The following is a 25,619-nucleotide window of genomic DNA, read 5'->3' on the forward strand; positions in this document are numbered from 1 at the left end:
CCCTTCGACACCGCCCTTCGACACCGCCCTTCGACACCGCCCTTCGACACCGCCCTTCGACTGCGCCCTTCGACACCGCTCAGGACAGGCTCAGGACAGGCTCAGGACAAGTCGCTATCAAGGAGTCAGAAGTTTAAGGATATCAAGGAGTTTTTTGTATTTGGAAACGAGGTAAAAACCAACAAAGTGCGAGGTTTTCCTACTCATAGTTTCCAAAACCTTGCACCTATTTTCTTTGTTATAGTCAATGGGTAAAGCGTCGTAATAAAATGGAGTTGGTGACAACACTAACTGAACTAAAAGCCATGAGGGCAGCGGCGCTGGAGGGGCTAAGAACAAAACCAAAATGGGGTAGTAAAACACCGGCTGCTAAGGGAATACCAATTGTATTATATGCAAAAGCCCAAAACAAGTTTTGACGTATTTTGTTGAAAGTGGCACGGCTGAGTTGTATTGATTCCACAACATCAGAAAGACTATCACGCATTAATATAATTTCGGCGGTTTCCATAGCTACATCTGTTCCAGAATGTAAAGCAATGCCGACATCTGCCTGAGATAAGGCGGGAGCGTCATTAATGCCATCTCCTACCATAGCAACGCTAGTGGTTTTACTTATCTCCCCAGTTTGAAGAGCTTGGATGGTGCTGGCTTTTTTCGCTGGGGGAATACCTGCCATGACATCGGTGCTGTTGAGTCCGAGTTGTTGAGCGATCGCATTCGCTGCTTCTAATCTATCACCACTCAGTATAATTACTCGCAAACCCAGCTGACGCAATTTGTCTACTGTTGCTTTGGCATCTGGTCTGAGGGTATCACTGACGGCAATTAATCCAACTAAATTATCACCAACTGCAACACTAATAACTGTTTTCCCCTGTTCCGCTAATCTTTGTGCGTGTTCTTGGGCAGTGTCAGTAATTCCGTGCCAGTTTAACCATTCCCAGTTACCTAACAACACAGTTTTACCATCCACGACAGCGGATACACCCATTCCTGGTTCAGTATGAAAGTCTACTGCGTGGGGAATGGATAAATTTAGCTGCTGTGCTTCTTGTTGAATTGCTTTAGCTAGGGGGTGATAGGTGCCGCTTTCTACTGCTGCTGCTAGTTGCAGAAGTGAGGATGGTTCTAAGTCTGTAAATGGTAAACAGTCTGTCACTGTGGGGTTGCCTGTGGTGAGAGTGCCGGTTTTATCAAAGACTACGGTATTTAGTTGGTGGACTTTTTCTAACACATCACCACCTTTGATTAATAAACCGCGTTCTGCACCCATCCCAGTGCCGACAAGAATAGCTGTGGGGGTAGCGAGTCCTAAAGCACAGGGACAAGCAACCACCATCACAGCGATCGCTAATTTTAAACTAATTAAAAGTGAAGAATATTCAATGTTGGCGGTTTGATGATGTGCTGCATGACTCATCATTTCCATACCATTGGAAATAATATTCACCTCTGGCCAAATATGAGTACCAAAAAAGTACCAAAACAGAAAAGTTAGCAAAGAAGCTGTTAAAACGCCATAAGTAAAATAACCAGCAACCGTATCTGCTAATTTCTGAACAGGTGCTTTGCGAGTTTGGGCGGTTTCTACCAAAGCGACAATGTGCGCCAAAGTGGTATCGTCGCCGGTTCTGGTAGCTTGAATAGCGATCGCACCAGACTGGTTAATAGTTCCCGCTGCAACAGCATCTCCTGGTTGCTTCATCACTGGTACTGCTTCACCAGTTAACATCGACTCATCTACTGTTGTTTGTCCAAACCGCACCTCGCCATCAACAGGTATTTTATCACCTGGTAACACCTGCAACCATTCACCAACCCGCACTTGTTCGGCTGGTATTTCAATAATATTTGCCCCTGCTACTAATTTATCTGAGTCTGGGTTAACAATTAACCTAGCTATCTGAGGTTGAAGTGCTAATAATTGTCGAAATGCAGATGCTGCGCGTCCTCTAGCTTGTTTTTCTAAAGTTCTGCCTAAGAGGATAAAACCCAGCATCATCACTGGTTCATCAAAAAAGCATTCCCAACCCATTTGGGGAAACAACAGCGCCACCAAACTAGCAATATAAGCTGTTAGACTTCCCAAACCGATCAAGGTATTCATATTTGGCGTTCCCCGTCGCCAACCTTGCCAGCCATCTATAATAATGGGACGACCAGGAATAAGTAACGCTACTGTTGCTAGTCCACAGTGAAACCAGATGTTATTCAATATTGGGAAAATAAAACCACCAAAATGTCCTATTCCTGAAAATAACAATAATACAAAAGCAACTACTAATTGTTTGAAAGCCGCTTGCATTTCCTGACGCTGTTTTGCGTCTGGATCATATTTTTCTTTCCCTGCTTGAGTTTTCGGTGTGCGGGGTTGAGAAGGAAAACCTGTAGCTGTTAATGTTTGTGCTAATGCTTGTGCCAGTGCATCGGCATCTATAGCACCAACTTCTGCTTCTACAACTGCCACTTCTGTAGCTAGGTTGACGCAGACATTTTTAACGTCTGGATGTTGGGTTAGCTGTTTTTCTACTGCTTTCACACAGCCAGCGCACTTCATACCCCCTACATCTAAAATAATTTTCTCTGAGTTTGTATCTCTATTGGAGGGCGCGGTTTCTGGGGTAAGTTTATTTTCAGGAACAAGTTGCATGACAAGTTATGAGATTCGCTACAAAAATGCAATGCCTAAAAAAAGGCAGTTCTACTTTGAGAGTAGGCGAAATCTGGAACTATGACCAACTGTGATAGTATTTAATTTAAAAATTAAAATATTGAATTAAATTTGTAAACTATTATCAAGGAATCCAGTGCCTATAGGTAAAATATATCACAGATACAAGCTGTATAGGCAACATAAAAATTAGACTTTTGTAGAAATAGTTAATTTCCCAATTGGATGTAGTGGTAAAATACACCATAGATATTAGTAATAATATTAGCAATGTGAGATATTTAGATTTGGATATTGGCATATTTTAAGAAAATAGGGAATGGGGGAAAATTTTAGATTTTAGATTTTAGATTTTAGATTTTAGATTTTAGATTGGAGATCACAAAAACAATCCAAAATCAAAAATCCAAAATTAATAACTCCTGGCTTCTTTTTTAGAACCAACCCTGCTTTTTGACGAAGTAGGTATTAACAAAGTCTTCATGGTTTTTATTCAAGTAAATCATGCCTTCAATTAACCCTACAAGCTGCATAATTATTAGTGTAAATCCGTAAGTGAGAGAACCACCGACTACAGAAATAACTAGCATGATAAAGCCTTCTGGGGCATAACCCAGAATAAATTTATGTATCCCAAATCCCCCCAAAATAATGCCACAGTACCCAGATAAAAGTTGTTTGGTAGCATGAGATGGATTAAGATTAGTCATATTTAGTGAAGCTCCTGTATATGTAGGGTTTGCTCTTGAAAGTCTTCTGGTGCGGGCAGGCAAGAGGCAAGAGGCAAGAGTTTGAGCTATCTGTTGGTAACAAATTTTTTCATATTTCATCCTCAAAATGCTCAATTTTGCCACTCTTACCTTCAAAACCCTTGCACCTCAAAATCTTTTTTATCAGCCTTAAACCTTTGATTTATCAGGGTTTTGCATTTATATGGCTTACGCCACGCTCCGCTATCAGCATCCCCTATGTAATTATCAGAGTATTTCTAGTTTAAGTAAATGAGAAATTTAACCACAGAAGAGAATTCTGAAGGTGAGATCAACAAATTTGATTTTGAATCTTCAATGTCAAATCAAAAATCCAAAATTTCAAATCTAAAATTTGGTAAGTTAGTTGATAAATTTTGGTGCAGATGGTTTACAGATTTATATGTTCAACTTCAGCAAAGTTGAATATCATTAACCTGAATAATCGGCAGCATCTGTGATACTACTCTAGTGTTTACGGGTTGATTGTTATTATGTCCGGGAATTTTTTTCATTTATACCCATCTGCAAAATTAATTTTACAGATGTAGGTGGGGTTGAGGTAAGAAACCCAAAACCTCAAGGACTGGTATAAGTTGGGTTTCCTATCAACTGTCACCTATTACCTGCTATAGCGGTGATGTTGCGCTGCTGGAAATTTGAGAATTTCAGATTTATATGTCGATATAATCAAATATTTTTGATTTTTTCAACTGTAATTGTCGGTTTTAATTATTGCTGCCCAAAAGAAATAAACTGAGCAAAGTACCACTATTCCAAAGTCCGTGGAGGAGCATGGGAGCGAGAAGATTGCGCGATCGCGTGTATACTATTCCTAAAACCATGCCTAATGCTGTGAGTGGCAAAATTTCCGATAAGCTGAGGTGAGCAGCAGCAAATAACAAACTACTCAAAAAAATTGCACTCCAAACAGGTAAATAACGAGTGAGGGAGGGTAATAAAAACCCACGAAATAGAAATTCCTCAAAAAATGGCGCTGCTATGGCCGCAGTAAAGAAAAATATTCCCAATGCTACATCATCTCTGCTTTCTAGCGCCAATTGTAACAGGGGGTTGCTTCCGCCTTGTCCGTTCCATAGTTGTTGATTGATTAATGATACTATGACGACTATGGGTAAAGCTGTGCAGTAGCCACCCAGTCCCCAGAAAAACCAATTACTGAAAAACCGGAAGCGAAACCAATCTTCTGGTAAGGGAAAATAACGTTTAATAGAAAAATACAGCACTGAGAGCGCACCCAAGGCAACCATTACATAACTCACCAAGACAGAAAAAGCCTGAACTCGCACATTATCCGAGGAACGGGAGATAGGGAGGAGGGTTAACAATTCAGGTATAAATAATTGTCCCATCAAGAAAAATCCCAGGACAAAAACCTGTAAAATTGTTTCCACATTCCAAGGAGTTGACCAAGGCTTTTGGGCATTTGTCGCTAAGATAGACTCTCTGCCCTTGAGTAAAAGCTGAATAATTAAAGCTATTAGTAAGATTAGACCAATAAAAGCTGTTAAGCTGGGAATAGTGGCAATTAAGGCTAATTTTAATACTGCATCGGTAGCGGCTGCTTGTTGTGCAGCCTGAACATCTGCTAAAGCAGCTTGACGTTGTTGGAGTTGGTAAAGCTGAGTTAAAGCCGTGGAGCGAAACCAACCTTCTAAATTTTTTTGTATCAGTGGTTGAGCATTTGGGAGTAGACGCGGCGGGTTGCTCCATAGTCCACTAAGGACGTTAGCGGTGGCGGTAAATTCGGTTTCAGAGGGTTCTTGTACTTGACTCCAAGTTTTTTGGGCTTTATCTGTTTCCCCTTGCTGTGCTTGTAATATTCCTAAGCGTAAGTCTAATTCATCCCGCAATTTTTGCAGTTTGCTGATAGACTTCTCTAGCTCTTTTTGTTGTTGTTGGGGAGAGGTTTTGGTTTCCAGGGGTTCATTTGGTAGGGGTTTGGCAGGTGTGACAGCGGTAATATCTTGAGCGCGAAGCTTGTCCAGTTGGTTTTTGGTTTTATCCAAGTTTGTTTTTACAGACTCACGCGCCTCTAGATATTGCTTGGCTGCACTTTCTAGGGGTTTATCACCTACTATTGCTGCCCGAAGAGCTTGAAAACTCTCGTCGTTGCTATCTTCTGGTTGCCATGCTTGGGCTTGCAAGACAATATTCGTTTGGTACAGTTCCAAACGACTTTGAAACTGAGGTTTTTGCCAACTAGCAAATAAAGACAAGCCGGACAACATAATCGCTAACAATGTTAGCGCAGTTAACAGCAACCGTTTACGTGACATCTATCCCCCTTGAACTTACCTGTAGAGAGCGATCGCCCCTTGGCAATTATAAGATAATCTGGCAGGTTGGGGGGGATAAGGGACTTCTAAATCAAAAAATATCTAAAAATATCTAATTTTTATGACAGCAGGGGTGAAGGGAATTGACACATAATTACCCCCGCATCTTGCGGGGGATTTGTGATCAAAAATGTCGTTTACCTTAGTTTAGTATGGAGTAGATTTACTGACCGGACATTTGTGGTGCTTTGTCTAGTCTCCAGGTGAAGTAGCTCTCTGGGTTGTTGTCAGGAACTATAAACCCAGTTGCTCCTCCTGATGTCTGAGGGGGTCTAGGAGAACTACTTTGTCCTTGTCCTTGTTGTCCTGGTATTTGTGGTATTTGTGGTATTTGTGGCATTTGTTGTTCTTGTCCTTGTCCTCCAACTAACAACTCTTGTGCATTTGTGGATAGTTCTTCCAGTAAATTAAACATTGAAACTTACCTCACTTACATTATTGATTTAGTTAAGGGTTCTGTCCCATTTATTAATTGACAATAAGTGGTTTTTGAAGGTAATTCATGTGTCAGATGGCAGAATTTCTATTATGCCTTTTGGTTACTATAAGAGGTAGAGTATTATTGATACAGATAAAATCAATCTTTTTCTCGGTTTTTTGGATTAAGAGCTAACCGATCTTACCTCTCACCCAAGCACGGAAAGATTTTAACAAAGCAATTTCACCCATATTTTTACTCTGCTGAATGAATCTAGTCATATCACTAACAGAAATCACAGGAAAAGCAACACTAAAATTAATTTCAATATACTCGCCTTCTAACAATTGATAAAACTTCAAAACATCACCGTCATATCTCCAAAGTTCAGCCACACCTAACGCAGCGTAAATATTAAACTTATTTACAGAACTGCTAGTAATATCAATTTCAATTGCTAAATCTGGAGGAGGATCTATTTCTAAATTTAAAGTTTCTTTACCTCTGATAGCTGGTTCATTTTGGATATAATAACAAGTATCTGGTTCAATGCCTTTTTTATTTATTTTACGTTTTAATGTAGTAGATCCAGCACTTATTAATTCTGTATCTAATACTTCAGCTAAAGCAAATATCAATCTATCAAATTGAATTTTTGGGTTTTCGTGTTCAAATAGTGGAGTCATAATTTCTAAAGTACCGCAGTCATAAGCAAAGCGAGAACCTCTATTTTCACCTGTATCTTTGAGCAAGGATTCAAAGGTATCCCAACTAACGTCATATAAAACTGTTCTTTGTTCTGCGGGTGTTGATTGGAGAAGCATAGTCATTAATAAAAAATGATTTACTTTTTATACATTAACCAAAGATTCATCTTTTTCCCAAGTAAATAAAGATTCGAGTTCACCAGATTCAGCAAAAGTGATTGCAGCTATTAAACATTGGGGTAAATTAACACACATCTGAGAAGGATAATTACCAAGTTGACCGCCAACAACTAATTTTTTTATTGGCTTAGAGATTGATAATTCAGGTGTAACTACAATAATTTTATCTTTCTGAGAATCTTTATTTTTTTGTTTTTTTAGCTGATCAGAAAGTTTAATTAAAGTTATGACTCTTTTATAAGAATGAGAAAGCTTAGATATATCGTAGCGTGGCTGATCTAAAAGAGAATAAAAATTATAGTTGTCTAAAGTTGCTGTAACAACGTATTTACCAGAAAACCCGGATTTACCTCCTCCAATCATCATATAACTATCATCATCAGCTTCTAAACTGACTAAAGTTTTAATCTTACCATCTAAGTCAAAAATAGCTGCTTCTATTTGTCGCAAAGTAGGATTTTTAATGACATTTTCTTCATTTTTGTTACCTGTCCAATTGTCTGTATATAATTGGGTGACAAACATAATTACCTCCTTGTCTTTGGTGCTTGTACTATAATTGTTTTGCTGCCACTGGGAGTAATAATTTCTAATTCCTTGAGTTAAAATGTTACACTAAAACTTTATTATTTACAATACCTATTCTGTCACGATACTAGATAAAATACCTAAAATTTTACCGATATTATTAATATAATATTCGCTCAAGTCAATTTCTACCACTTGATCAATAAGTTTTAAAAATTTCCAGTTAGTTCCAGTAGTAACAGTTCCATAAATTGTTTGAATGTTATTACCCTCCCGTTCATTAAACATTCTAGCAGCGATCATTTCTGCTACACATTGTCCTAAACCTGCATTAATATTTTCTTTTTTTGCTTCTACAATTGTCACCACAGGAGCATTAACAATTAATAATTCTGGGGAACGACTAATAATAAAATCACAATTACCATTTAATCCCTTTTCACTATCTACAGTAAAATCAATACCAGAAAATAGACTAATTTGATTTTTTAAATACTTTCTCACACTAATTAAAATCGGTGCAATTATCATTTCAGAACGTGATTTTTCCGTATTACTTGCAAGTGCTAAAGGGACATTTTCTTGTAATAACTCTGCTAATAAAGCTGGACATTCAATTTCTGGAATAGAAGCAAAAATATTAACTTTATCTATAATAGTTAAAGCAAAGGATTTTCTAACTTTGTCTAGAGTAAATTCACTGTATGACATAACTATCTTCTCCAGAAGCAATTAATATTATCTCTGCTCCTCTGCGCCTCTGCGTGAGAAATAAAAAAGGTGGGCATTGCCCACCCAAAATATTATTTATCTATTCACCAAACACACTAGCAAAGAAATCTAAAGTTTCCTTCAAAGCTTTGATAAAAACATCAATTTCTTCACGGGTATTGTAAAAAGATAAACTGACTCGTGCAGTTCCCGCTAAACCTAAATGACGGTGTAAAGGTTGGGTACAATGATGTCCAGAACGAATAGCAACACCTTCTTGATCTAACAAAGTTGCTAAATCATTGGCGTGAACTTCGGAAGCTGTAAAAGCTGCTAAAGCGGCTCTACCTTCACCGTGAGCATCGGGTTTTGGTCCGTAGATTCTGATTTGAGGTATTTGGGCTAATTGATCGAATAAATAGGCTGTTAATTCCGCTTCATAAGCATGAATTTTATCCATACCAATGTTAGTTAAATAATCTATAGCTGCACCCAGGGCGATCGCCTCACCAATAGCAGGTGTACCGGCTTCAAATTTGTGGGGTAATTCTGCATAGGTGGAATGGTCTAAATACACCTCTGCAATCATTTCTCCACCACCAAAAAATGGCGGCATTGCTTCTAATAATTCTAATTTCCCATATAAGAAACCAATACCAGTGGGAGCTAACATTTTATGTCCAGAAGCTACCAACCAATCACAGTCAATTTCTTGGACATTAATAGGAGTATGGGGGACACTTTGGCAAGCATCCATTAAGAATTTTGCACCGTATTGGTGAGCAATTTCAGCTATTTCTTTAACTGGGTTAATACAACCCAAGGTATTAGAAATATGAACTATAGAAACGAGTTTTGTTTTTTCGGAAATCAGTTTTTTAAACTGTTCAAAATCAAAGGTTTCTTCTGGAGTGAGTTCGACAAATTTTAAAACTGCACCTGTTTTTTGAGCGACAAATTGCCAAGGAACTATATTACTATGGTGTTCCATAACTGAGAGAATTATTTCGTCTCCCGGTTGTAAGTTGTTCATTCCCCAACTGTAAGCAACTAGGTTAATAGCTTCACTAGCGTTGCGTGTAAAAACAATTTCTTGGCGAGATTTGGCGTTAATAAAATTAGCTACTTTGTCTCTTGCTGCTTCGTAAGCGTCGGTAGCTTTGGCACTTAAATAATGTGCGCCGCGATGCACGTTGGCGTTATATTGTTCGTAATAATCACGCCATGCGTTTAATACTGATAATGGTTTTTGGGAAGTTGCAGCGTTATCGAGGTAAACGAGGGGTTTACCGTGGACTTCTTGATGTAATATTGGGAAGTCTTGGCGAACTTTATCAGCGAGGGTTTTGGTAGAAGTGAATGTCATTTTTAATAAGTATTTCAGGAGTACAGAATAATTTCTAAATTTTAGAAATTCGACAATTCAACAGAAAATATAAAGTTCGTAGTAAGGACTTTAGTCCTTAAAATCTTTATGTTTGAGCGATGAATCGCTCACTACGAACTTACAATGCTTTACTTACTTGTGAGAGCGACGACTGTTTTTAACAGTTTTTCTCTCAATGATGAAACAGGAATTAAGTTAATAATTTCTGCTGCGAAGGCGTTAACTAATAGTTTGCGTGCGTCGGTTTCATCTATTCCGCGACTTTGCAAGTAGAAGATTTCATCGTCTTCCAATTGACTGACGGTTGCACCGTGAGCGCATTTAACGTTATCTGCGGTTATTTCTAGTTGGGGTTTGGTGTCAACTCTGGCTTTTGATGATAACAATAAGTTGCGGTTTAATTGTGCAGCGTCGGTTAATTGTGCGGGTTTGGGAACGAAAATTTTACCGTTAAATACTCCATGAGCGCGATCGCCTATAATGCACTTGTGTAGTTGTTTACTAACACCATGCGGATGATTTAAGGATATAGCACTGTGAGTATCAGCTAATTGTTTATCACCAATAACTGTTAAACCATTGAGTGTTGTTTCTGTTTGTTCTCCTGTTTGTAAAATCTCCAAATTATGACGGGAAATTTTACCACCAATTGTTACAGTATTACAAGTATAACGACTATACCGCGCTTGTGTTACCGCAGTTTTGCTAATGTGAAAAGCAGCATTACTTTCTAACACAATTCTATTGTGATTAACCTGAGCATTTTCATTTACCCAGATTTCCGTCACACTATTATTAAAGTAAACTTGCTCCTCTTGTGGAACAGGCATCTTGCCTGTTAAATATTCTCCAATACCTGTAACATACTCTTCAATCAAACTCACCTGAGAATTACTTTCAGCTATTACCAAACAACGAGGTTGAGAAATAATAGCTGACTCACCAGCAACAGAAATAAATAACAGATGAATGGGATTTTCTACAACCACATTTTTACCCACCCAAACCACTGCGACATCATTTAAACCGACAGTATTCAGAGCAGTAAAAACATCCCTTGTTACCTCAGACTTGTCCTGAGCGAAGTAGAAGGGCTGTGCTAAATATTCCTGAGCAACATCATCATCTAAAACATCTAAATTACCAACCTTTAAACCAGCAGGTAAATTTTCAGTATCAGATAAATTCGCTGCAAAAACACCATTTACAAAAACCAAACGGTGAGCAACTTCAGGTAAAGCAAAATCATCTGGTAGGGACAATTCATGAATTGTCCCTACATTAAAACTTACCTCTTTCAGTGGAGATAAATCAGTAAAACGCCATTCTTCATCGCGGGTGTTGGGAATAACAGAATGACGTACCCACTTAACAGCATCATTCTTAATTTGTTGTACCCAACCGCTTTTTTCAGATGCAGAAACCTGATTTAATAAACCAGTTAAAAAAGCATCTCGATTTAACAAAGAATTAGAAATAGAACTAGGAGAAACATCAATATTCATGATTACACACCTACTCCTAAAGCTTCTTCCAACACCCAATCATAACCACGAGATTCTAACTCTAAAGCTAACTCTTTACCACCACTTCTAATAATGCGTCCTTGAGCCATTACATGAACAAAATCAGGGACAATATAATCAAGAAGACGCTGATAGTGAGTAATCATAATTGTGGCATTTTCAGCATTAGTTAACTGATTCACCCCATTAGCAACAATTTTCAGAGCATCAATATCTAAACCAGAATCAGTTTCATCCAAAATTGCTAACTTAGGTTCTAAAATAGCCATTTGCAGAATTTCATTCCGCTTTTTCTCACCACCAGAAAAACCCTCATTCACACTACGATTGAGAAAAGAAGGATTCATTTTCACAACTTCCAACTTTTCTTCAACCAAATCATCAAAATCGAAAGCGTCAACTTCTTCCAAACCTTGAGCTTTTCTCCGAGAATTATAAGCAACCCGTAAAAAATCCAAATTGCTCACACCGGGAATTTCTAGAGGATATTGAAAAGCCAAAAACACACCACTTCTAGCGCGTTCTTCCGCTTCCATTTCCAAAAGATTTTGTCCTTGGAAAATCACCTCACCACCAGTCACAGAATAAGCAGGATGTCCCGCTAACACTTTAGAAAACGTACTCTTACCAGAACCATTTGGACCCATAATCGCGTGAACTTCACCAGCGCGAACCTCCAAATTTAACCCCTTTAAAATTTGAGTTCCATCAACATCAGCCTTCAAATCCTTAACAGACAAAATCAAATCACTATTTTCAATAATCATGTTCTCTCTCTCTTCTCTCTTCTTTCTTTGTGAACTTTGCGTACTTTGCGGTTCGTTTCAAAAAAAACCTCAAAGAAAACAGATTAACCCACACTACCTTCCAACTTCAAACTCAATAACTTATCAGCCTCAACAGCAAACTCCATAGGAAGCTGATTAAAAACATCCTTACAGAAACCGCTAATCATCATAGAAATAGCATCTTCTGCGGAAATACCACGTTGAGCAAAAAAGAATAATTGATCTTCACCAATCTTAGAAGTAGATGCTTCATGCTCAACCTTTCCAGTATTATTCTGAACTTGAATATAAGGAAAAGTATTAGCCTGTGCATTATCCCCAATTAACATCGAATCACATTGAGAATAATTTCTAGCACCCTTCGCAGTAGGATTAATCTTCACCAAACCACGATAACTATTACTTGATTTTCCAGCAGAAATACCTTTAGAAATAATTGTACTGCGAGTGTTTTTACCAATATGAATCATCTTAGTGCCAGTATCAGCTTGTTGCTTATGATTTGTTAATGCAACAGAGTAGAACTCACCCACAGAATTATCACCAACTAACACACAGCTAGGATATTTCCAAGTAATAGCAGAACCGGTTTCTACTTGAGTCCAAGAAATCTTAGAATTGACACCTTGACACAAACCGCGCTTGGTTACAAAGTTGTAAATTCCACCTTTACCATTTTCATCCCCAGCGTACCAGTTTTGCACGGTAGAATATTTAATTTCCGCATTATTTAAAGCTACCAATTCCACAACCGCAGCGTGTAATTGATTGCTGTCGTACATCGGTGCTGTACAACCTTCTAAATAGGAAACATAACTATCATCTTCGGCAATAATTAAGGTTCTTTCAAACTGTCCTGTATCACCGGAATTAATGCGGAAATAAGTTGATAATTCCATTGGTGATTTTACACCTTTGGGGATATAAACAAAAGAGCCATCGCTGAATACTGCGGAATTTAAAGCCGCAAAATAATTATCAGCAATAGGTACAACACTACCCAGATATTTTTTTACTAATTCTGGATGTTCCCGTAATGCTTCGGAAATAGAACAGAAAATAATGCCATCTTTAGCGAGTTTTTCTTTATAAGTAGTCGCTACAGAAACACTGTCAAAAATTGCATCAACAGCAACATTAGTTAATCTTTTTTGTTCATTTAAAGGAATACCTAATTTCTCGAAGGTTTCCAATAAAGTGGGATCAACTTCATCCAAACTGTTGAGTTTTTCTTTCTTTTGTTTCGGTGCGGAATAATAAATGATATCCTGATAATTAATAGGTGGATAGGTGACATGAGGCCATGTAGGTTCGGTCATCTTCAACCATTGACGGTAAGCACGAAGACGAAATTCTAGCATAAATTCCGGTTCTTCTTTTTTAGCGGAAATTAAGCGAATAATGTCTTCATTTAGTCCACGAGGGATGGTGTCGGTTTCGATGTCGGTGACAAAACCGTACTTGTAAGGTTGGTTAACTAAGGTTTTGACGGATGCGCTCATCGGTTCTCTTGTGTTCTCTTTAAAGGATAGGCGACGGGTTCTATAAAGCTGATTCCCGTTTTTTGTTACCAATTGCTAACAGGGCTGTTAGAATAGGTTTACACACTAAAACAACTCGGCTGTTGTTTAATCTAAATCTATTGTACGATAGATTAACAACAACAATGTTGTTTAAGTCAAATTTTTTTAGAGATTTTTTGAATTTTTGGAAATTTTTATTGGGACTAACATGGCCACTACCCAGCAGTCCTCTACTAAGCAGGATATCCTAGAGTATCTTTTAAAACACTCACAAGCTACGGCTCTTGAACTTGCGGAAATATTAGAAGTTAGCCCCCAAGCGATTCGTCGCCATTTAAAGGATTTGGAGGCTGAAGAATTAGTGATATATTCTATACCGGAAAATTCTGGTATGGGTAGACCTCAACATATATATAGTTTAAGTCAACGGGGCAGGGAACATTTACAAAAGAGTGTTAGCAGTGTCGGTGGTGGTTATGGAGAGTTTGCAGTTTCGCTGTTAGATACTTTAGCGGAAACTGTAGGGCGTGAGCAGGTAAAAACGATTTTACAAAAACAGTGGGAAAGAAAGGCGCTGGAATATCGGGAAAGGGTGGGTAATGGTTCTTTAAAGGAACGGGTTGCCGCTTTGGTGGAATTGCGAAAAGCTGAAGGTTTTATGGCTGAGTTTCACCCTGTAGAATCGGATGCTAACGGTGGTGATAGGTTTTTATTTATGGAACACACCTGCGCTATTTCTAATGTGGCTGAGTCGTTTCCTAGTGTGTGTGGTCATGAGTTGGAAATGTTTGGAGCAATTTTACCAGATTGTAGTGTGGAAAGGACTCATTGGTTAATTCATGGTGAGCATCGTTGCGGGTATTTGGTACAGAAAAGATAGGATGTTGAACGCAGATGAACGCGGATAAACGCAGATGAGGAGAAGTAAGATATGGAAGTTGAAAAATTATCTGATCGTCAACAAAGATTAGACAGTTTTTTAGAAGCTGTAAAAGCTGCAAGTCAATTAGAAGATGATATCAGAAAATATGGGTTAGATGCTGCTTATTTATATTTTGAAGATATGGATGGTAATTAGTTGGAAACTTGGGGTGATGATGACGATGAACCCTGTTATATTGAATAAAAAATACATTGAATAGAGTAAAAAGCAAATTATTATGAAAGTTCAAAAAATTAAACTCAAACATTTTAAAAAATTTCGAGATCAGGAATTAGATTTTACTGATCCTGAAACTGGTTTAGCAGAAGATTTAATTGTTATTATTGGTGTAAATGGTGCGGGAAAAACGAGCATTTTACAAGCTATTGCATCCACATTAGGTACAGCTACAGGAAGATTAAAAAAACCTGCTGATTTAGATTGGCCGGGATTTAATTATGAATTATTAGGTAGTAATTGGCGTGGTTCTCCCACCAATGTCACTATTAATGTACAATTTTCTAAATCAGAACTGCAAGCTATTAGCGAATTTCACCAAAAATTAAGAGAAATAGAAAGAGATTTACCAGTTCCTCCTGCTAAAGAATACCTTGTTAATTTAAAATGGCAAGGTGAAAGTGTAACAGCAGATAGAGCAGCAGAATTATTTCAATTTAAAGGACGAGAATATGCTAAACAACTATCTCGTTCTCAAGGATTTTCAGTTTTTGAAAGAGTGGGTACAGTCTTTTGGTACACAGAACAAAGAACTGCAACTAGTCTGACTCCTGAAGATCCAGAAAAACAATTAGAAATTACAGAGGATATTTTACGCGATCGCCTAGCAAAGTGGCAAATTTTTCATGAGAAATATGGAAAAAATGGTAAAAGTTTTCGTCCAGGAGCAAAAGACTTATACGCAAAAATATCCGAAATTTATAAAACTGTTTTTCCAGGACGTGAATTTGCAGGTTTAGAAATGCGAGATAATATTGATGATATTCTCAGCGAACCTTGGTTTTATATTTATAACAGTAAAAATAAAACTCACTATGAATTTTCGGAAATGTCTGGGGGAGAGCGTGCGACATTTCCTATACTTATGGATTTTATGAATTGGAACATTCACAATTCAGTAATTTTAATTGATGAAATCGAATTGCATTTACATCCACCCATGCAACAAGCTTTACTTAGAACTTTACCGAAATTAGGTAAAAATAATCAGTTTATTATTACTACTCATTCTGATTATGTAGCACAATTAGTACCAGAATCATCTATCAGAAGAATAGAGGAGTAATTAAACTGTGAGAGTAGTTGACAAAGTTATTTTTTGTGAGGGTAATCTTGACTTAGGGCTACTTAATAAGGTGGTCGAAAATCAATTTAATAATATTACAATTGTTGCTGCTGGCGGTAAGTTTAGTTTTTCGACATTTATTCAAGGATATTTTTCTTCTGTAGAGGAAAATAAACAGGATAAAAATAATGAGAGGAAAAATCAAGATGAACGAAAAAAATCTGCTAAAAAATATATTACTTTCAGAGATCGTGATTTTGATACTGAACCTACATCAGAAATTAAGTTACTGCAAATAGATAAATTAGGAAATAGATCGTTTCTATCTCATCGTACCTGTATTGAAAATTATTTACTTGAACCTGAACTCATTCATCAATATTGGATAACCAAATATGAAGAACAATTAGAAAATCCTATTTCTAGATGGGGACACAAAGATTCACCAGGAATTGATAAAATCACTCAATGGATAGAAGAAGCTGCAAAGAATTTACAAGCTTATCAAGCTGTCAGATGGGCTTTAGGCAATTTATGTCAACTTAGTGCTAATAGACAACAGTTAAAAACAAAATGGACTGAAAATACAATTCCAGATTCTCTAGATTTATCTAATTGTAAAAGTGAGGCTTTGTCATTAATTAATGAATTTAAAAATACAGTTGAGGAAGTGACAATAGATAAGTTTGAAGAAAGTCTATCTAAGTATTTACAGCTTTTTAATCAACAGGAATTTTGGCAGCAAAAGCAGTATTTAATTTGGTTTAATGGTAAAGATATTTACAAAGCAATGCACAAAATAAGTCAAGATAAAACACGCCCATATAAATCATATATTTCTATGGATAAATTTTCTAAATGGGCAGTTAATAATATTGACATTAATCAATACCCTGATTTGATTGAATTGAGAAATAAAATAGAACAGCTTTAGAAGAAATATTTTGAAAAGTTGAAAATCAGATTGATTCCTAATTTATTCTGGAATTCAGCCAGTTAATCTTTTGGGAAAATCGAAAAGTTAGCACATCTACCCAAATCATACCCGAATGTGCCAAAATGTACATAACTATATTTTAGGCATCTGTAATCTATGGTTTGGCAAAAAGGTGATAAATTACAGGGTGGGAGATACGTTATAGAAAAAGTAGAGAATGGTTAAAGTTATTGCCTGATTTTAGTAATCAGGTTTATCAGATTAGTCAGAAAATAGAACATCAAACAATTAAGACAGAGAAAACTGTTCCTGTTATTGTAGGTGTTAATAACAAGGCTAAACTCAACAATATTAGTTTTAAGTTATTGAAATTAATGGGTATATGTTATTCAATGATGGGATTTTTATTAGCATCTTCTCCTTGGTATTATTCAGCTTTTGCTTGTTTCTTAGGTTTGAATTTGGCGTTTATCTCTGCTTTGATTTTAGTGTTAAATAAACCATTGCCTTATTTTTCATCAACTTGGTACATAGCTTTGCTTTTAAAGTTTGCTTTACAAATGGTTTTGAGTTTACCTTTGATTTTAGCTATGTTGGGATCTATTTATTTATCTATTGGATCAATTGAAGGTAAAGGAGAGGGTTCTATTGCCGGTTTAGCTGGTATTATTATTTTTTGTATTAATATTGTCTTGATTTTCATTTATGTTACAATTACTAAAAAATTCGAGAATTGTTTAAGTAGATGGAATCAATTTTTATTATTACTTGGCACATCTTGGTTAGGCTTATTTTTAGGCTGGTTAACCTATCAATTCCTCCCAATATTTCCAAATCGCTAAACCTTACATTTTTTATTATCTTATGATACAATATAATTGAGTTCCAAAAATATAACTACATAAATATAAAAAATATGAACAACCTATCAATTCAAGTGCAAACATTACAGGAAGCATGGGAAAAAGGTTTACAGCAAGGTTTAACCCTAGTTGCTGTAAATATGTTACGAGAAGGTATTGATTTAGATTTTATCGTTAAACTAACTGGACTGCCATTAGAAGTAGTTAAAAATTTACAAATTGTTGATACAGATGATGAGAAAATATTGGTTAAAGAATTTTTAGCAATGAGTGAATCATCATTAAATAAAGTTTGGCTTGATCCAGAGGAAGACGAAGCATGGAAGGATCTATAGAACATTTAATTAAAGGTGATGTTATATCTGTTCCTTTTCCTTTCTCTGATACATCTACCACTAAGAAACGTCCAGCTTTAGTTATAACTGAATCGGACAATAATAATATTATAATTTGTCCTATCACCAGTAAACCAGGTCGAGATTATGAAATTAAGTTAGAAGATCAAGATTTTAGAGTTGGTAAATTGAATTTAAGTCCTTGCTATATTCGCCCTAATATTATTGCGACGGTTGATAAAAGTAACGTAATTCGGTACATTGGAAAAATCAAAGATGAGAAAATTCATCAAGTCATTACCGCAATTATTGAAATTATAGAAAAGCCATCATCACCACCACCAGTATCAAAAGCTTGGGAAAGAGGTAAAAAACCAAAATGATGAAATACCCATATCACCGACTTCTTGGATAAACTATTGAAGTAAGAAGTTGGGGATCTTTAACTACTTACGATTAAACCAATTTTCCCCACCTGGTAACTGTATTAAAACTTCCGCGATCGCTTTCGGTAAAGTTTTCGCCGAATGTTCATAAGTCAAAGTTAAAAATTGACAACTTTTTGCTATCAACTCCGGTTTATCAATCATTTCCTCCAATTGAAATTGATTATATGCACCATTTAAAACCTCATCACTTGCATCAGCAATAGCTTTCTCTATAACCTCCTCTAAAATTAAATCTTCCCATTCATCAACATTAATATAATAGGATTTTTTATTTTCCTTTAAGTTGATATCTTGAATACCTACCACTGAATTTCTAATAGAAGCTGCCCAGGAATTGGTTAGCCGTTGCTCAATTTGATTTTTAATTAAATGTATTAGTAAAATCTTTAAAAAAGACTTTATTTGTTGTATAATTGCTTTCTTACTCATCCCCTCTAACTCATCAACAATAGCTAAAGCATCGCTATAACGCTGTTCTAAGATACTATTTCTGAGGTCTATTAATTCCTGTGTCATCTTTGTATTAACCTCAAATTAACTCAACTACATTTAATATACCATCAAATATGGTTAATGAAACTCAAACCCCATGATTAACCCCTCTCTGCGTTCTCTGCGTCTGGAGCGTGAGAAAAAACAATTATTCAAAAATTACCACAATATGATTTAATATAAAAAAACTTCCCACTTAAACACAACTTTAAACCCTATGGATATCTCCCCCAACCAATCATCAAGCCAATTTTTAACCCCTGACGAATCTGCACAAGTTGACGCAGCTTTATTATCTTCCCCTGAAAAGTTTTTAACCAGATTGACAATTTCCTCCTTACGGATTTTACAACATATTGCTACAGAATATGATGTACCCATTGAAGATTTGACAGCCAAACAAATTATTAACTGGTTTGAAATTGATGCAAAAATTAGAAGAGAAAAAGGAGTAGAAGAAGCATTTTTGAAGTGGTAGGGAATAAATCAGGAGACATTATCTTGATATATATAACTAAAAGGCGAGTTTTTATAACTCAGTCCTTTGCTATTTTTGGATTATTAGGACTATCTCTAATTAGTTGTAATTCCAAGGTAGCAAAAACCATGAAATTAACCAGCAGTGCTTTTGTAGATAATGGTTTAATTCCTGCAAAATATACCTGTGATGGTGCAGATATTTCACCACCTCTAAGCTGGGAAGAAATTCCCCCAAATACCCAAAGTTTAGTATTAATTGTAGATGACCCAGATGCACCAAAAAATACTTTTGTACATTGGGTTATTTATGATATTCCCCCTTCAGTTAACCAATTAGCGGAAAAAATTCCTGCGGGTAAAACTATTCCTATTGGTGGGATACAGGGTAAAAATGATTTTGGCAAATTGGGTTATGGTGGTCCTTGTCCTCCTAGTGGAACTCACCGTTATTTTTTCCATCTTTATGCTTTAGATAAAAAGCTAAATTTAGAACCTGGTGTTAGTAAAAATCAAATTTTAACAGCAATAGCAGGTCATGTTTTAGCAAAAGCCGAATTAATGGGAAAATATCAACGCCAAAGTTAAATGATTTAACAATGAAAAGAATCATTAGATCCCCGATTCATTTAATAAATAATAAATCAGGGATCTAATCACCAATTACCAATTACCCATTACCAAAAAAACAGATATGATAAATATTCAACACAGACAAAATCAATGATTGTAATTATTAGTCCGAGGACTACGCGCACCTGCAACTGCACCCATTAATGCTGCTGCTAAACTTAATAGAGAACCAAGGACAAACCACCATAAAGTTCTGGAAGTTGCTGCGGCAATTTCACGAGTTTGTTCAGCAGTTAAAGCAGGTAAATTTTGTGGTATCGTAGTACCTTGTCCTTGAATTTGATTAATTACTGATGCTGCATTGTAAGCAGCAACCCCAAAAGCACCCCAGACTCCATTTGCTAATAGAAAAGAGCTAATTGCTAAAGTAGTCGCCCAAAGAATTGCACCGTTAAGTAAAGCTGTATCTCGGTGCATTGGTCCACAACCACGGGTTGCTATCCAACCACCCAGAAACAGGGAAAGTAATAAAGCTAAAGTTGACCAAATTCCTACATTACTAATAATACCTGTTGCTATGCTTCTTGGTGCTAAAGAGTCAGCAATTCTTCCAGCACCTAATGCCCCAAAAAAGGAACTTAATATTAATTGCGTAGCTAGAGCAACTAAAACACCGGAAATTATTGGACCCCACCGCACGCGATCGCGGTATTCTGTTACTCGACTAGCTACCGCAGACTCAGAAGGCAGAATTTCATCCCCTATTCTATTTACATAAGACATAGTTTATTTTCTCCCTTGCTATTTCAGTAAAGTTGCTCAGGTATATTTATGCTTTATGCTTTTATTTACAATTAAATTGCTATTTTGTGTTTTTATTATCTATCAGTGGAAAGAGTTAATTACTATGTCTTTAGTGAGAAGATAAGGTTGTGAAATACAGTTTGGAAATATAGATGTAATGTTGAATTTTTCAGACTTTTTACATATTCAAAAAAGACAAAATTCTAACGCATTTTTACAGCCGTACCTGTAGCAGTAATCAGTAACAAAACTCCAGATTGATCAACATTTATTGTTCCTGTATCAATTTCTATACCGATCACAGCATCCGCCCCTAAACGTTGCGCTCTTTGTTCTAGTTGTTCTAGTGCTTTCCGTTGTCCTTCTTCAAATAAACGCTCGTAACTGCCACTACGTCCACCAACAATATCCCTGATGCTGGCTAAAAAGTCCCGCAAAAAATTGCTGCCATAGACAACTTCCGCTGTGACAATGCCCAAATATGAATCAATGACAGCGCCTTGAATGACATCGGTTGTACTTAAAAGCATAATATTTCCTTATTGACAGCCAATAGTTTAAAGTTTGGGTTTTTATGTGCCTCTGATACAGATTGCCATAACTTCTGGAACTTTTTGGATCTTATTTTCATCCTATATTTTCATCCTGCCACACTTGTAAATGCCAATTGAATTGCATCTAGTTCATAGTCTTGCCACTTATCAGATGAGTATAGATGTTCGCCTGAATTCCTATATACAGCAACAGGACAGGGTTCTAAAAATTACCAATTTTAGAAGATTTTGTTAATGTGAATAAATACAGTTTTCAAAACTAAATATTTTTGTTTTAATGTACAAACAAAAACTTCACTAAAATTTAAGGATCTTTATGGTATACAAACAAACATCATTTTTGGTGGCTGTTCTATTATTAGGAAGTTTTGTAACTGCAATTCCTGTAGTGGCTGAAAGTACAGAGGTATTAGTTGCCCAAGCAAGTAACCCACGGTTAAGGGAATTATTAGAGGAAGGGCGGAGATTAGTCGATGCGGGGGATTATAATGGGGCGATCGCTGTCTATCAGGAAGCAGCAAAATTAGCTCCCAGCAATGCGAGAATTCATTCTGGAATTGGGTTCTTATATGCTCAACAAGGTAATTTTCAGTTAGCTTTAACTGCTTATCGTCGTGCGATCGCCCTAGATGGGAATAATAGTGACTTTTATTACGCTGTAGGTTATATCAAAGGTAATTTAGGAGACACCAACGGAGCAAAAGAAGCTTATCGTCGATCCATCCAGCTAAACCGTAGCAATTTTAATGCTTATTTAGGGTTAGGTGTCACACAAACTGCTTTAGGTGATTATACCTCAGCGATGTGGGCTTTTGAAGAAGCAATTAAATTAAACCGTAACAATCCACGTACTTATGAATTGATGGGTTCAATGTTCAAACAACGTAGACAAACTCAACAGGCCAGCAATGCTTTAAGACAAGCTCTTAGTTTATATCGCAGCAGTAATGATGCAGAAGGTGCAAACAGAGTAGAAAATATGCTCAGAGAGATCGGAGGTTAATATTAGTAGGTAGCAGAAAAAAATTCCTTGACAAATTAAATGATTGCTGAACTCTAACCAATGCTAAAAATAAGAAATAGACTCTGGTGAATTACCAAAATTATGAATACTCAGGGAATAGAAAATCAGCAAAATTTGTCATGGTCTTTTTGGCCTATTTTACCTCTGTATCCCTACGGAAAAAGAAAGACTCTATGCCGAGAAATTATCAAAGATAGCCTATGGATATTTGATCAATTACAGGGCATTCTGTATACAGTTGTACCAGTTAGAATGACCATAATTAAGCTACAGGAAGGCGGACTTTTAGTTTATGCACCTGTAGCACCTACCCCAGAATGTATCAATTTAGTAAAAGAATTGGAACAAAAACATGGGGAAGTAAAATATATAATTTTACCTACCAGTTCCGGTTTAGAACATAAAATATTTGTCGGTCCTTTTGCCAGAAAATTTCCCCAGGCTTTAGTTTATGTTGCTCCCCATCAATGGAGTATTCCTTTTAATCTTCCCCTCAGTTGGTTAGGTTTTCCTCAAAAACGGACATTATTTTTATCAATAAATCATCAAAACAACCCCTTTGGTAATGAATTTGAATATAAAATTTTAGATATCAATTTAGGTAAAGGTTCTTTCCAAGAAGTTGCATTATTACACAAACCATCTCGCACTTTATTATTAACAGATACCATACTTTCTATTTCTGAAGAACCACCGGAAATTTTACAAATAGATCCCTATCCCTTACTATTTCATGCTAGAGACAACGCCCAGCAAAAAATGATAGATAATGCTCATAACCGTCGTCGTGGTTGGCAAAGAATAGCTTTATTTGCAATTTATTTTCGTCCCAGTGCAGTCAAAATTTCTCAACTTGGGGAAATGTGGAAAGATGCCAAAAAATCCCCTGATCGTTCACATCAAGCATACTTTGGTTTTTTCCCCTTTAAATGGGATGAAAATTGGCAAGATACCTTTACTGCATTATCTGGTAATGGTCGTCCTTTTGTCGCCCCAATTTTACAAATTCTCATCCTTCCTCAAGGAGGAAGAGAAGTAATAGAATGGGCTGATCAAATTGCAAATTGGGATTTTCAACAAATTATTTCTTGTCATTTTGATGCACCTATTAAAGCTACTCCTCAACAATTTAGACAAGCATTTAGTTTTTTAGAAAAGCAACCAAAAGCGAGTTATCAGCAACCTTTATTAAAAGAAGATGTGCATTTTATTGAAGAATTGGAAGCTGGTTTAGTGAAGCGGGGTATTGCTACACCTCAAAAGGAAAAGGTGTAATTTGTAATTTGTTAGTGATTTGGCCTACACACACATCACAGAAAAATTAACCGCAAAGAACGCAAAGGACACAAAGGAAAGAAGCTTTAAAAGATATTTTGTATGAAGCTTGATTTATTGGAGATTATATATCACAATAAAGATAAACTTTATATAAATTATTCAATGCAAGGAACACAACTTTCTTTTTTATCTAACGAGGATAAGGGTCATCTTAACAAAAAACAAAAAAAACCGAAGTTAGGACGTTATGAGCGTATTCAGCGTCAACTAGATCAAGATAATTCTGATCCATACAAAATATTTATTGATGTTAATACCCCACAAATTCCATTCTCTCAATATAATTTTGTGGATCTTTTTTGTGGTGCTGGAGGAATTACCCAAGGGTTATTCCAAGCAGGATTTACACCATTAGCTAGTGTAGAAATTAGTCCCATTGCTTCTGCAACTCATCAAATAAATTTCCCCAACTGTCATCATTTCTGTGGAGATATTGAAAAATTTTCTCCCCAAAAATGGCTGCAAAAAATAGATTCATCTGAAATTAATATTGTGGTTGGTGGTCCACCATGTCAAGGATTTTCAGTAGCAGGAAAACGTGATCCTAAAGATCCTAGAAATAGATTATTTTATGAATTTGTGCGTGTTGTTTCCGAAATACGCCCTTGGTACGTAGTTATGGAAAATGTGCCGGGTATTTTAACAATTCAAAAAGGGGATGTAAAAACAGCAATTTTTGAAGCTTTTGAGTCTATTGGCTATCCTAATATTTCTGTAGCAATTCTCGAATCTGCTGCTTATGGAGTACCACAAATTAGACCAAGAGCAATTTTTATTGCTAATAGATTTGGAATGCCAAATCCCTATCCTCAAGCACAATTAAAACCAGAAGAATATAAACCTATAGAATCAGCAATTTCTGATTTACCAGCATATACTCCCATACCAGAAATTAATCACGAGTGGACTAAACATTCACAGGAATACATGGAACGTTTAGCAAAAGTTCCTCCTGGTGGTTCTTTATATGAAAAATATGCTGATGCTTTCAAAAGACAATATCCTGGTAAACCGAGTATGACTGTAAAAGAAAATCATGGTGGTACACATATTCACCCTTATTTAAACCGTGTGATTTCCGCTAGAGAAATGGCCAGATTACAAACATTTCCTGATTCATTTATTTTTGAAGGTACTATGAAAAAAGCTATGTGGCAAATTGGTAATGCTGTTCCACCACGTTTAGCAGAATGTATTGGTTATGCTCTGATTCCTTACTTGAATGATATTGCAAGTAACACCAAAAAACCTGTTAAATTCCTTCATTGTGAGCAATCTGAGATAGTTTTTGGTTAAGTGCATTACGCCAAGTTTCAAAATCATACCACCCACAACCAATACAACCTTCCTCAGCTTTATCACCTCGTTGATGTTGGGAAGGCCAATCTTCACTTGCTTGATACCAGAATTTAATCCCAAAAGGTGTACCGCGTTTACCAGTTTTAATACAGCGTTCACAACTTCTCGATTTTAAAAGATTGTGATTTCCAGAAGCATCTTTTTTGAGTAATTGAAACTTTTTTCTAATTTCTTCTTCACTCATAGATGTTAAATGTGGAGCTTCACTTTCTCCCCAACGTTCCATAGGAAAACGATGGTCAATTACTAACTCATGTTTTTCTCTTTGTCTTTGTTCTATGACATCTGTATATGAATAAACTTCGAGAATTTTCTTAACTAACGAAGCAGGAATATTAGCAGCTGAATTAGCTGATTTTATTTCTCCTGTCCAGCGATCTCCTAAGCGTATTTGTTGACAAGTTAAGCAGTAATTCTTTTCTGTTTCAATTACTAAACCAGGACGACTTCTTGTACCCCTTTGTAACCCTTGAATACCTCCACCACCTGCATATTGAGTTGATCCTATATTTTTACCTTCACATTCTCGACAATGCCATTTTTGGTCTGATAGAAGATTAAAAACTTTTAACTGAGTTGAGTTTTGTCTGAATTGAGCTTGAATAGTTTCTACTAAATTTCTTTGGTTTGTCACTTTA

28 protein-coding genes are annotated in these 25,619 nt (G+C 36.4%); 13 read left to right on the forward strand and 15 right to left on the reverse strand.

Annotation, left to right across the window (positions count from 1 at the left end; translation table 11 throughout):
• On the forward strand, window positions 1–255 hold a 255-nt coding region (locus PN497_RS06035; protein WP_272109793.1), incomplete at its 5' end, for a hypothetical protein.
• On the opposite strand, the gene PN497_RS06040 is transcribed toward PN497_RS06035, so the two are convergent.
• The 11 genes from PN497_RS06040 to sufB all read right to left on the reverse strand — a co-directional run bounded on the left by PN497_RS06040 (window position 245) and on the right by sufB (window position 13,530).
• A complete protein-coding gene (locus PN497_RS06040) occupies window positions 245–2,653 on the reverse strand; it encodes a heavy metal translocating P-type ATPase (RefSeq protein WP_096566667.1) in 2,409 nt (802 codons plus the stop codon). The two genes, PN497_RS06035 and PN497_RS06040, sit on opposite strands and share 11 nt — an antisense overlap.
• A 455-nt stretch (window positions 2,654–3,108) precedes the next feature.
• A complete protein-coding gene (locus PN497_RS06045; protein WP_096572610.1) occupies window positions 3,109–3,384 on the reverse strand; it encodes a TM2 domain-containing protein in 276 nt (91 codons plus the stop codon).
• A 767-nt stretch (window positions 3,385–4,151) separates the two neighbouring features.
• Window positions 4,152–5,723, reverse strand: a complete 1,572-nt coding sequence (locus tag PN497_RS06050) for a CPBP family glutamic-type intramembrane protease (RefSeq protein ID WP_096566665.1) — start codon at window positions 5,721–5,723, stop codon at window positions 4,152–4,154.
• A gap of 223 nt (window positions 5,724–5,946) precedes the next feature.
• Entirely contained in the window at window positions 5,947–6,198 is a 252-nt protein-coding gene (locus PN497_RS06055) for a hypothetical protein (protein WP_096566663.1), read from the reverse strand.
• Between the two features lie 194 nt (window positions 6,199–6,392).
• On the reverse strand, window positions 6,393–7,025 hold the full coding sequence (locus PN497_RS06060; RefSeq protein WP_096566661.1) for a Uma2 family endonuclease: 633 nt from the start codon (window positions 7,023–7,025) through the stop codon (window positions 6,393–6,395).
• 27 nt (window positions 7,026–7,052) lie between these two features.
• Complete coding sequence (locus PN497_RS06065; protein WP_096566659.1) at window positions 7,053–7,613, reverse strand: hypothetical protein; 561 nt, start codon at window positions 7,611–7,613, stop codon at window positions 7,053–7,055.
• 114 nt (window positions 7,614–7,727) lie between these two features.
• Complete coding sequence (locus PN497_RS06070) at window positions 7,728–8,327, reverse strand: hypothetical protein (RefSeq protein WP_096566657.1); 600 nt, start codon at window positions 8,325–8,327, stop codon at window positions 7,728–7,730.
• Window positions 8,328–8,427: 100 nt separating this feature from the next.
• A complete protein-coding gene (locus PN497_RS06075) occupies window positions 8,428–9,693 on the reverse strand; it encodes a cysteine desulfurase (RefSeq protein ID WP_096566655.1) in 1,266 nt (421 codons plus the stop codon).
• Window positions 9,694–9,842: 149 nt separating this feature from the next.
• Entirely contained in the window at window positions 9,843–11,219 is a 1,377-nt protein-coding gene (gene sufD, locus PN497_RS06080) for a Fe-S cluster assembly protein SufD (RefSeq protein ID WP_096566653.1), read from the reverse strand.
• A gap of 2 nt (window positions 11,220–11,221) precedes the next feature.
• Window positions 11,222–12,007: a Fe-S cluster assembly ATPase SufC gene (gene sufC / locus PN497_RS06085; RefSeq protein ID WP_096566651.1), complete on the reverse strand. Its 786-nt coding sequence runs from the start codon at window positions 12,005–12,007 to the stop codon at window positions 11,222–11,224.
• 83 nt (window positions 12,008–12,090) lie between these two features.
• Window positions 12,091–13,530 (reverse strand): Fe-S cluster assembly protein SufB, encoded by a 1,440-nt coding sequence (gene sufB / locus PN497_RS06090; protein ID WP_096566649.1) that lies wholly within the window; start codon window positions 13,528–13,530, stop codon window positions 12,091–12,093.
• Window positions 13,531–13,759: 229 nt separating this feature from the next.
• Between sufB and sufR the strand changes: the two genes are divergently transcribed.
• From sufR to PN497_RS06125, 7 genes are all read left to right on the forward strand, one after another.
• The gene (sufR, locus tag PN497_RS06095) at window positions 13,760–14,431 is read left to right on the forward strand and encodes an iron-sulfur cluster biosynthesis transcriptional regulator SufR (protein ID WP_096566647.1); all 672 of its coding nucleotides are present in this window, start codon (window positions 13,760–13,762) and stop codon (window positions 14,429–14,431) included.
• A gap of 51 nt (window positions 14,432–14,482) precedes the next feature.
• The gene (locus tag PN497_RS06100; RefSeq protein WP_272109794.1) at window positions 14,483–14,629 is read left to right on the forward strand and encodes a hypothetical protein; all 147 of its coding nucleotides are present in this window, start codon (window positions 14,483–14,485) and stop codon (window positions 14,627–14,629) included.
• Window positions 14,630–14,711: 82 nt separating this feature from the next.
• Window positions 14,712–15,776, forward strand: coding sequence for an AAA family ATPase (locus PN497_RS06105; protein ID WP_096566645.1), 1,065 nt, complete (start codon window positions 14,712–14,714; stop codon window positions 15,774–15,776).
• Between the two features lie 7 nt (window positions 15,777–15,783).
• Complete coding sequence (locus PN497_RS06110; RefSeq protein ID WP_096566643.1) at window positions 15,784–16,710, forward strand: hypothetical protein; 927 nt, start codon at window positions 15,784–15,786, stop codon at window positions 16,708–16,710.
• Between the two features lie 233 nt (window positions 16,711–16,943).
• The gene (locus PN497_RS06115) at window positions 16,944–17,555 is read left to right on the forward strand and encodes a hypothetical protein (protein ID WP_096566641.1); all 612 of its coding nucleotides are present in this window, start codon (window positions 16,944–16,946) and stop codon (window positions 17,553–17,555) included.
• Window positions 17,556–17,629: 74 nt separating this feature from the next.
• Window positions 17,630–17,911, forward strand: a complete 282-nt coding sequence (locus tag PN497_RS06120) for a hypothetical protein (RefSeq protein ID WP_096566639.1) — start codon at window positions 17,630–17,632, stop codon at window positions 17,909–17,911.
• Window positions 17,896–18,294, forward strand: a complete 399-nt coding sequence (locus PN497_RS06125) for a type II toxin-antitoxin system PemK/MazF family toxin (RefSeq protein ID WP_096566637.1) — start codon at window positions 17,896–17,898, stop codon at window positions 18,292–18,294. Before PN497_RS06120 ends, PN497_RS06125 begins: the two co-directional genes overlap by 16 nt.
• A gap of 63 nt (window positions 18,295–18,357) precedes the next feature.
• Here PN497_RS06125 and PN497_RS06130 read toward each other — a convergent pair whose 3' ends face one another.
• A complete protein-coding gene (locus PN497_RS06130; protein WP_096566635.1) occupies window positions 18,358–18,876 on the reverse strand; it encodes a DUF29 family protein in 519 nt (172 codons plus the stop codon).
• A gap of 193 nt (window positions 18,877–19,069) precedes the next feature.
• Between PN497_RS06130 and PN497_RS06135 the strand changes: the two genes are divergently transcribed.
• Window positions 19,070–19,330, forward strand: a complete 261-nt coding sequence (locus PN497_RS06135) for a hypothetical protein (protein WP_096566633.1) — start codon at window positions 19,070–19,072, stop codon at window positions 19,328–19,330.
• Between the two features lie 128 nt (window positions 19,331–19,458).
• Complete coding sequence (locus PN497_RS06140) at window positions 19,459–19,917, forward strand: YbhB/YbcL family Raf kinase inhibitor-like protein (RefSeq protein ID WP_242027337.1); 459 nt, start codon at window positions 19,459–19,461, stop codon at window positions 19,915–19,917.
• Window positions 19,918–20,049: 132 nt separating this feature from the next.
• On the opposite strand, the gene PN497_RS06145 is transcribed toward PN497_RS06140, so the two are convergent.
• Together PN497_RS06145 and PN497_RS06150 are read right to left on the reverse strand one after the other, a co-directional pair.
• Window positions 20,050–20,685 (reverse strand): hypothetical protein, encoded by a 636-nt coding sequence (locus tag PN497_RS06145; RefSeq protein WP_096566631.1) that lies wholly within the window; start codon window positions 20,683–20,685, stop codon window positions 20,050–20,052.
• A gap of 224 nt (window positions 20,686–20,909) precedes the next feature.
• Complete coding sequence (locus PN497_RS06150; protein WP_096566629.1) at window positions 20,910–21,236, reverse strand: YbjQ family protein; 327 nt, start codon at window positions 21,234–21,236, stop codon at window positions 20,910–20,912.
• A gap of 340 nt (window positions 21,237–21,576) precedes the next feature.
• On the opposite strand from PN497_RS06150, the gene PN497_RS06155 reads away from it, so the two are divergent.
• The 3 genes from PN497_RS06155 (at window position 21,577) to PN497_RS06165 (ending at window position 24,918) form a co-directional block, all read left to right on the forward strand.
• Entirely contained in the window at window positions 21,577–22,263 is a 687-nt protein-coding gene (locus tag PN497_RS06155) for a tetratricopeptide repeat protein (RefSeq protein WP_096566627.1), read from the forward strand.
• A gap of 102 nt (window positions 22,264–22,365) precedes the next feature.
• Window positions 22,366–23,559 (forward strand): DUF4336 domain-containing protein, encoded by a 1,194-nt coding sequence (locus PN497_RS06160; protein WP_096566625.1) that lies wholly within the window; start codon window positions 22,366–22,368, stop codon window positions 23,557–23,559.
• 165 nt (window positions 23,560–23,724) lie between these two features.
• On the forward strand, window positions 23,725–24,918 hold the full coding sequence (locus tag PN497_RS06165; protein ID WP_096566623.1) for a DNA cytosine methyltransferase: 1,194 nt from the start codon (window positions 23,725–23,727) through the stop codon (window positions 24,916–24,918).
• On the opposite strand, the gene PN497_RS06170 is transcribed toward PN497_RS06165, so the two are convergent.
• A complete protein-coding gene (locus PN497_RS06170) occupies window positions 24,875–25,615 on the reverse strand; it encodes a restriction endonuclease (RefSeq protein ID WP_096566621.1) in 741 nt (246 codons plus the stop codon). The genes PN497_RS06165 and PN497_RS06170 overlap by 44 nt on opposite strands.
• Window positions 25,616–25,619 lie beyond the last annotated feature (4 nt).

Origin of the sequence: Sphaerospermopsis kisseleviana CS-549 (genome assembly GCF_028329225.1) — a bacterium.
Taxonomy (GTDB): domain Bacteria; phylum Cyanobacteriota; class Cyanobacteriia; order Cyanobacteriales; family Nostocaceae; genus Sphaerospermopsis; species Sphaerospermopsis kisseleviana.